Annotated in this window: 10 protein-coding genes and 1 pseudogene; 7 read left to right on the forward strand and 4 right to left on the reverse strand. The window is 66.6% G+C overall.

Translation table 11 applies throughout. From position 1 onward, the window contains the following. The 5 genes and pseudogenes from EN935_RS17000 to EN935_RS17020 form a co-directional block, all read left to right on the forward strand. Nucleotides 1-309: pseudogene (locus tag EN935_RS17000) on the forward strand (hypothetical protein); the annotation flags it as partial. A 128-nt stretch (nucleotides 310-437) separates the two neighbouring features. Continuing rightward, on the forward strand, nucleotides 438-1,202 hold the full coding sequence (locus EN935_RS17005) for a pseudouridine synthase (RefSeq protein WP_245469026.1): 765 nt from the start codon (nucleotides 438-440) through the stop codon (nucleotides 1,200-1,202). A gap of 139 nt (nucleotides 1,203-1,341) precedes the next feature. Continuing rightward, nucleotides 1,342-2,088: an SDR family NAD(P)-dependent oxidoreductase gene (locus EN935_RS17010; protein WP_127373458.1), complete on the forward strand. Its 747-nt coding sequence runs from the start codon at nucleotides 1,342-1,344 to the stop codon at nucleotides 2,086-2,088. A gap of 42 nt (nucleotides 2,089-2,130) precedes the next feature. Next, a complete protein-coding gene (locus tag EN935_RS17015) occupies nucleotides 2,131-3,183 on the forward strand; it encodes an RNA polymerase subunit sigma-70 (protein WP_109660420.1) in 1,053 nt (350 codons plus the stop codon). Between the two features lie 96 nt (nucleotides 3,184-3,279). Beyond that, nucleotides 3,280-3,681 (forward strand): VOC family protein, encoded by a 402-nt coding sequence (locus tag EN935_RS17020; RefSeq protein WP_109660418.1) that lies wholly within the window; start codon nucleotides 3,280-3,282, stop codon nucleotides 3,679-3,681. Nucleotides 3,682-3,738: 57 nt separating this feature from the next. On the opposite strand, the gene EN935_RS17025 is transcribed toward EN935_RS17020, so the two are convergent. Together EN935_RS17025 and EN935_RS17030 are read right to left on the reverse strand one after the other, a co-directional pair. Further along, the gene (locus EN935_RS17025; RefSeq protein ID WP_245488990.1) at nucleotides 3,739-3,963 is read right to left on the reverse strand and encodes a hypothetical protein; all 225 of its coding nucleotides are present in this window, start codon (nucleotides 3,961-3,963) and stop codon (nucleotides 3,739-3,741) included. Between the two features lie 123 nt (nucleotides 3,964-4,086). Further along, on the reverse strand, nucleotides 4,087-4,668 hold the full coding sequence (locus EN935_RS17030; RefSeq protein ID WP_109660414.1) for a histidine phosphatase family protein: 582 nt from the start codon (nucleotides 4,666-4,668) through the stop codon (nucleotides 4,087-4,089). 205 nt (nucleotides 4,669-4,873) lie between these two features. Between EN935_RS17030 and EN935_RS17035 the strand changes: the two genes are divergently transcribed. Further along, nucleotides 4,874-5,323 carry a universal stress protein gene (locus tag EN935_RS17035; protein WP_109660412.1) on the forward strand — a complete coding sequence of 150 codons (450 nt, stop codon included), beginning with the start codon at nucleotides 4,874-4,876 and terminating at the stop codon, nucleotides 5,321-5,323. 19 nt (nucleotides 5,324-5,342) lie between these two features. Here the strand turns inward: EN935_RS17035 and EN935_RS17040 are convergent, their stop codons facing one another. Both EN935_RS17040 and EN935_RS17045 read right to left on the reverse strand, forming a co-directional pair. Beyond that, on the reverse strand, nucleotides 5,343-6,092 hold the full coding sequence (locus tag EN935_RS17040; RefSeq protein WP_127265692.1) for a sulfite exporter TauE/SafE family protein: 750 nt from the start codon (nucleotides 6,090-6,092) through the stop codon (nucleotides 5,343-5,345). 21 nt (nucleotides 6,093-6,113) lie between these two features. Next, nucleotides 6,114-6,317, reverse strand: a complete 204-nt coding sequence (locus tag EN935_RS17045) for a hypothetical protein (RefSeq protein WP_127265693.1) — start codon at nucleotides 6,315-6,317, stop codon at nucleotides 6,114-6,116. Nucleotides 6,318-6,456: 139 nt separating this feature from the next. Between EN935_RS17045 and EN935_RS17050 the strand changes: the two genes are divergently transcribed. Next, nucleotides 6,457-6,660 (forward strand): LysR family transcriptional regulator (locus tag EN935_RS17050; protein ID WP_127373459.1); only part of this gene is annotated, 204 nt, incomplete at its 3' end.

Consider the following 6,660-nt stretch of genomic DNA (forward strand, 5'->3'; position numbering starts at 1 on the left):
CCCCTGCCCGGCCAGCCCGGACCGTTCAGCCTGGGCGACCCGGCGGTGCTTGCCAAACGCCTGACCGATGCCGGTTTCCATGACGTGCGCATCGAGAAGGTCAACGCGCCGGTGCGGCTGCAGTCGGCGCTGGAATGCCTGCAGTTCGAGCAGGAATCGTTCGGCGCGCTGCACCAGATGCTGGCCGGCCTGTCGCCCAGCGAGCAGGACGACGCCTGGGCGGAGATCGAGACCGCGCTTGGCCAGTTCGAGCATGACGGACAGTTCGAGGGGCCGTGCGAAATGCTGGTCGCGGCCGCCACCAGATAGGCCGCCCCATGCCAGCAGCTTGAGCAGCACCGGATGCGCGTGATAGCCAAGGTGCGGCGGCAAGTCCGCCCACCATGAAACGACGGTGCCGGCGGCAAGCTCGCCGGCGAACCGGACAAGCCAGCCGGATGACAAAGCAGGACATGACACCACGCCAGCCACGAGCCACCGGCAAGCCAGCCGGCGTCAGCCTGAACCGGGCGCTGTCGAAGCTTGGCCTGTGCTCGCGCACGCAGGCCGAGGTGCTGATCGCGGAAGGCCGCGTGCGCGTCGGCGGCAAGGTGGTGCGCGATGCAGCCCTGCGCGTCGACCTCGACCGCGACCGCATCGTCGTCGACGACAGGCCGGTGGTTGCCGAGCGCAAGGTCTATCTCATGCTTAACAAGCCGCGCGGGCTGGTCACCACCCGCGACGACCCGCAACAGCGCGACACCGTCTATGCCTGCCTCGAAGGGCTCGACCTGCCCTTCGTCTCGCCGGTCGGCCGCCTCGACAAGGCGAGCGAAGGCCTGCTGCTGATGACCAACGACACCCGGTTTGCCAACCGGCTGATGGACCCGGCCTCGCATTTGCCCAAGACCTATCACGTGCAGATCGGCACGGTGCCGGATGAGACGATGCTGGACAAGTTCCGCGCCGGCGTCACCGTCGACAGTGAGACCCTGACCGCCAGCTCGATCGAGCTTTTGCGCAGCGGCGGCCGCACCGCCTGGCTGGAGATCGTGCTCGACGAAGGCCGCAACCGCCACATCCGCCGGCTGCTCGCCGCGCACGGCATCGAAGTCAAGCGCCTCATCCGCATCGCCATCGGCCGCCTGCCGCTCGGCGACCTCGCCAAGGGCGCGGCGCGGCATCTGACGCCGGAGGAACTGGCGCTGCTGAGCGCTGAGTGACAGCTCAAAGGCAGAACTCGGCGGTGGGTTCTTGAGAGCGTCTCAGAAAATTTCTCACCCACACCGATGATTTCCACCCATCCCCACTGTCTTCACCTACAGGCACCGGAATCCTCCGGGCCGAAAAGCGAGGTGATCCATGGGATCGTTGCGAGGTCAGAATGTCGTCGTTGTCGGAGGCAGCAGGGGTGTCGGCCGCTCGATCGTAGAAGCCGCCTTCAGCGAGGGGGCGACAGTGCTCGCCGTCGCCCGCGGCGTGGCCGATTTGAAAGAACTCTCCTGGGAGATGTCAGGCGTCAAGACGCTTGCCGCAGACGCCACGCAGGACACGGCACCCGATGCGGTGTTCGCCGCCTTGCAACCGGACGTGCTGGTGATCTGCGCCGGGGCGCTTGCCCCGTCCGCGCCTATCCCGGACCAGAGCTGGCAGGATTTTTCCGCAAACTGGGACATGGACGTCAAGGCGTCGTTCCTGTTCTGCAAGGCGGCCCTCAAGGGCCGGCTGAAGCCGGGCAGCCGGGTGGTGCTGATCTCCAGTGGCGCGGCACTCAGCGGCGGGCCGCCGAATTCCGGCGGCTATTCCGGCGCCAAGCGCATGCAGATGTTTCTTGCCGGCCATAGCCAGAAGGAAGCCGACCGGCTGGGCCTTGGCCTGCGCTTCATGGCGCTGGTACCGATGCGCATCATGGCGGGCACCGGCGTCGGCCAGGGCGGCATCGAAGGCATCTCGGCCTATCTCGGCATCAGCCCGTCGGATTTCCTCGCCAGCATGACCGACGTGCAGACGCCGGCCGATGTCGGGCGTGCCGTGGTCACGCTCGCCGGCGGCAAGCTGTCAGGCGTCTCCTTCGCGGTCAGCGGCAGCGGCCTTGCGGCGGCGGCATGAGGCGCGCAGGATGCCAGCCGAAATCAGCACCGCAGGCTCACTATGACAGATGCTCCCGGCCCGCTTGAGCCCCAAGGCCGGACAAGCCAGCCGGTCCTCGATCGTCTGGCCTTCGAGCGCCTGACAACGGCCCACCGCCGCGAACTCAAGCTGCATTGCTACCGGATGATGGGCTCGCTGCACGAGGCCGACGACCTCGTGCAGGAGACGTTTCTCAGGGCATGGCGCGGCCGCTCGCAATTCGACGGGCGCGGCTCGCCGCGCGGCTGGCTCTACACCATCGCCACCAACAGCTGCCTCAACGCCATCAAGGCGAGGTCGTCAGCGCATCGCATTCTCGAGCAGCCCGGCCGGCCACCGACCGAGGGGCACGCCGCTGGCGGGCCCGCCACTGAGCTCTCCTGGCTGGAGCCGTACCCGGACGCCGAACTGCCGGATCTTGTCGACGGCGAGCCCGGCCCGGACGCGCGCTACGAGACCCGCGAAGCCGTGCAGCTTGCCTTCGTCGCCGCGATCCAGCTTCTGCCGCCCAGGCAGCGCGCCGCGCTGCTTCTGTGCGACGTGCTGGGCTGGTCGGCGCTCGAGACGGCGCACTTGCTGGGCGGCACGACCGCCTCGATCAACAGCGCCCTGCAACGCGCCCGCGCGACGCTGGCGATGCATTATCCGCAGGGACGCCCCCTGCAGCGCGAGCGGCCCAATCGCGAAGAGAGCCTGCTGCTCGAACGCTACATGCAGGCCTGGCAGGCCGCCAATCTCGACGGCTTCATCGAGCTGCTGCGCGAGGACGCCACCTACCACATGCCGCCATGGCTGGACTGGTATCAGGGGCGCGAGGCGATCCACAATTTCTTCAAAACCGTCTGGGGCAATTTCGCCGGCTACCATGCCGTCGCGACGAGGGCCAACGGCCAGCCCGCCGTTGCGGTCTATGCCCGGCGCCATCGGGAACCCGAATGGCGCGCGCAGTCGCTGCATGTCATCGAACCGGCCGATGGCCGGATCGCCTCGCTGACGGTCTATGTCGGCCCGCTCGCGGCCGAACTGTTCGCCGCCTTCGGCCTGCCGCCCGTCTGGCCCGCGCCGAACAAATGATCGTTACGCCCCTCTCCTGACGGAAAGCTGTCAGGAGGCCTGGCCTATAGATCGGTTGGGAGCCGGCCACGGCTTCAACGATCAAGGAGCCACGCGATGAATTTCGTCTCAGTCCGCATCATCACGTCAGACGTCCAGCGTCTCGTGCACTTCTATGGTGAGATCACCGGCATGCCCGTGACGGTGTACACGGAAGACTTCGCGGAACTGGCGACGCCGGCCTGCACGCTGGCGATCGGCAGCACGCGCACCTTGATGCTGTTCGGCGGCGACATCGCCCGCCCTGCCGACAACCACACGGCCATCCTCGAATTCCGCGTCGGCGACGTCGATGCGGAATTCGCCAGGCTCTCGGACCTCCTCAGGGATGTTACGGTGCAGAAGCCGACCACCATGCCCTGGGGCAACCGCTCGCTGCTGTTTCGCGACCCGGATGGCAATCTGGTCAATTTTTTCACGCCGGTAACCGCCGAAGCGATCAGGAAGTTCGACAAATAAAGCGTTGCCGTCCGGCTATCGGCGGCAGGCACCTGGCCATCGGCGCTAGCTGGTGGTTCAGTACGGATTTCCTGTCGCCGCAACGCTTTCCTTGCGCAGGTATGCCCAAAGGTCGAGTGCGCCCGGGCGTATGTCGTGGGGATAGTCCAGTCGAGCAACATCTTCGCTGGTGGTCCATGGTGCCGGAAAGTCGGCGGCCACTTCGGCTCCGACGATGCGGACATCGTCAAGGTTCTCTTCGGCGATCTCGCCGTCAAACACAAAGCGGAGCTTGATCTCCACGCCTGCCCAGCCGCAGATAACCGCCCGAAGGTTGGGCGAAACGGCACCCAGAAGCGCGCGTTGCACGGAAAGCAGCAGCCTCGGCTGAATGTCATGCATGGTCGTGATCTGCTTTCAGCCGTTCTATTTCTGGTTCCATTTGCGAACCACCGGCTCGCTCAAATCATGCTCGTAGCCAAGCACGCTGATGCTGGCCGTATCGAGCACGAACAGCGCGCCGCCCTCGGGCGGCAGGCCGATCCAGCGCGCCGCCAGCACGCGCAGGAAATGTGCGCTGGAAAACACCAGGATCGAGCCGCCAGCGTCACGAAGCTGTCCGATAATCCTGTCAGCGCGCGCGCCGACATCGGCCGCCATCTCGCCCTTCGGACAGCCATCGCGAAACACATTCCAGCCGGGCCGCTCGGCCAGGATCTGTTTCGTCGTCAGCCCCTCATAGGCGCCGTAGTCCCACTCCTGCAGATCGTCCTTCTTGACGCTCTGCGCGCCGAAGCCGGCCAGCACGCTGGTGTTGTAGGCGCGCTGCGACGGGCTCGACCACACCGCCGAAAACGACAGGCCCTTGAGCCGCTCGGCGACACCCCGCGCGGCGGCCTCGCCGGCCGGCGTCAACGGCATGTCGGTGCGGCCGGTATGCTGCCCCGAAAGGCTCCACGCCGTCTCGCCATGCCGGACCAGATGGATTTGGGGATACGCGCTGCTCATGGGATGCCTTTCAATGTCGCCGGCACCTTAAGCGACGATGCGGCAAAGGGGAATCCGCTTGGTACAAAACTGCGTGGTCGCCTGGCCCTGATCCGCATCAGGCTGGCCCTGTGATCAGCCCGATGCCGCAACTATATCAAGGTCAGCCTCCACAAGGCTCCCCGCCCTCAAGGGCATTTGCCCTTGCACAACAGGTCATGTCATCATGTACAAACATTTGCTTATTGCCACGGACGGATCGGAACTGGCCGACAAGGGCGTTGCCCACGGCCTGACGCTGGCCAAGGGCCTCGGCGCCTCCATCACCTTCGTTACCGTCTCCGAACAATTCCCGATCTTCGCCTGGGGAGGCGCCATGGCCGGCTATGCCGCTGGCGATGAACTGGCCGCCTATCAGGAAGAAGCACGCAAATACGCCAAGGAGGTTCTCGACAAGAGCAAGGCGTCGGCGGACGCCGCCGGCGTCTCCGCGGAGGTCGTGCATGTCGAGGACAAGCGGCCAGCCGAAGCCATCCTGGAGCTGTCGCAGGCCCTGGGCTGCGACCTGATCGTGATGGCCTCGCATGGGCGCCGCGGACTGGGCAAGCTGCTTCTGGGCAGCCAGACGGCGGAAGTGCTGTCCTACACGGAGGTCCCGGTGCTGGTGGTGCGGTAGGGTCTGCTGCGAAGCACGGCTACAGCACCACCTCCCCCACGAGATACACCCCCAGCGCCAGCAGCCCGGCGAAGAACACCGTGCGGAAGGTCTCGACGCTCATTGTCCGGCGCAGCGCCTGGCCGGCGAACATCCCGGCCAGCGCCGGCGCCAACGCCAGGATCGACCCCGCCAGTTGCGCGCTCGGCGATGCCAGGGCGCCGGTCCTGAACAGCCCGATGGCGAGCGCTGCCGCCGACACGGTGAAGGACAGGCCGAGCGCCTGGATCAGGTCTTCTTTCTCGAGCCGCAGCGATTGCAGATAGGGCACCGCCGGGATGACGAAGACGCCGGTGGCGCCGGTGACCAGCCCGGTCGCCACGCCGACCAGCGGTGACATCAAGGCCTCGTGGCGCGCCGGCGTGGTGAAGCCGGCCTTGGCAAGGCCGAGGATTGCATAGAGCACCAGCGCCACTCCCAGCCCCGCCGAGGCCGCGCCCGTATGCGTGCCCGTCAGCAGGCCGGCGCCGACTACGGTGCCGAGCATCACGCCGGCCATCATCGTCCACAGCCGCTTGCACAGGCCGCCAAAGGATGGCCCGGTCAGCAATTGCCAGAGATTGGTGACCAGCGACGGGATCAACAGCAAAGCAGCGGCCTGCGCCGGCGGCATCGTCACCGCCAGCAGGCCCATCGCCACGGTTGGCAACCCCATGCCGACCACGCCCTTGACGAAGCCGGCGGCGAGGAAGACGGCGCCGATCCAGGCGAGGACGCCGGCGCTCAGCATGATCGTATCTTCAGGGCCGGATCAGTCATGCAGCAGCATGTCCGTCGCGTCGGCCTCTGGCGTCGGCTTTGCCGGCGCGGCATCGCGGCTGGTGGATGCGACCGTCGCCGCGCATCCCCGCAGGCCTGGCTCCGCGCGCGCCATGGCAAAGCCAGCCACGGCAACAGCCAACGCAATCGCCGTGCTTTCAAGAATGCCGAGCCGGCCTGATGTTCGTTCGTTCATCACACTTCTCCTTCGAAACTGTTTGACGAACATCCCGGCCGATCACAATGTGGAAGTTGCGCTGCCAGCCTTCGGCTAGGACGAAGGCTGGAGGGCGACCGCCTCCCCCGGGGCGCCGAATCTTCACAGGAGCAAAAGAATGCGCTTCGATCTGGTCGATCTCAGGCTGTTCCTGCTGGTGGCCGAACGCGGCAGCATTACCCATGGCGCCGAGCTTGCCGGGCTGGCCCTGGCCTCGGCCAGCGCCCGCATCAAGGGCATGGAGGACCGGCTCGGCGCTCCAGCAGCGGTGCGCCGCCGCCGTGGCGTGGTGCCGACGGCAGCCGGACAGGCGCTGCTGCAT

The sequence above is a fragment of the Mesorhizobium sp. M7D.F.Ca.US.004.03.1.1 genome (genome assembly GCF_003998635.1).
Lineage (GTDB): Bacteria > Pseudomonadota > Alphaproteobacteria > Rhizobiales > Rhizobiaceae > Mesorhizobium > Mesorhizobium loti.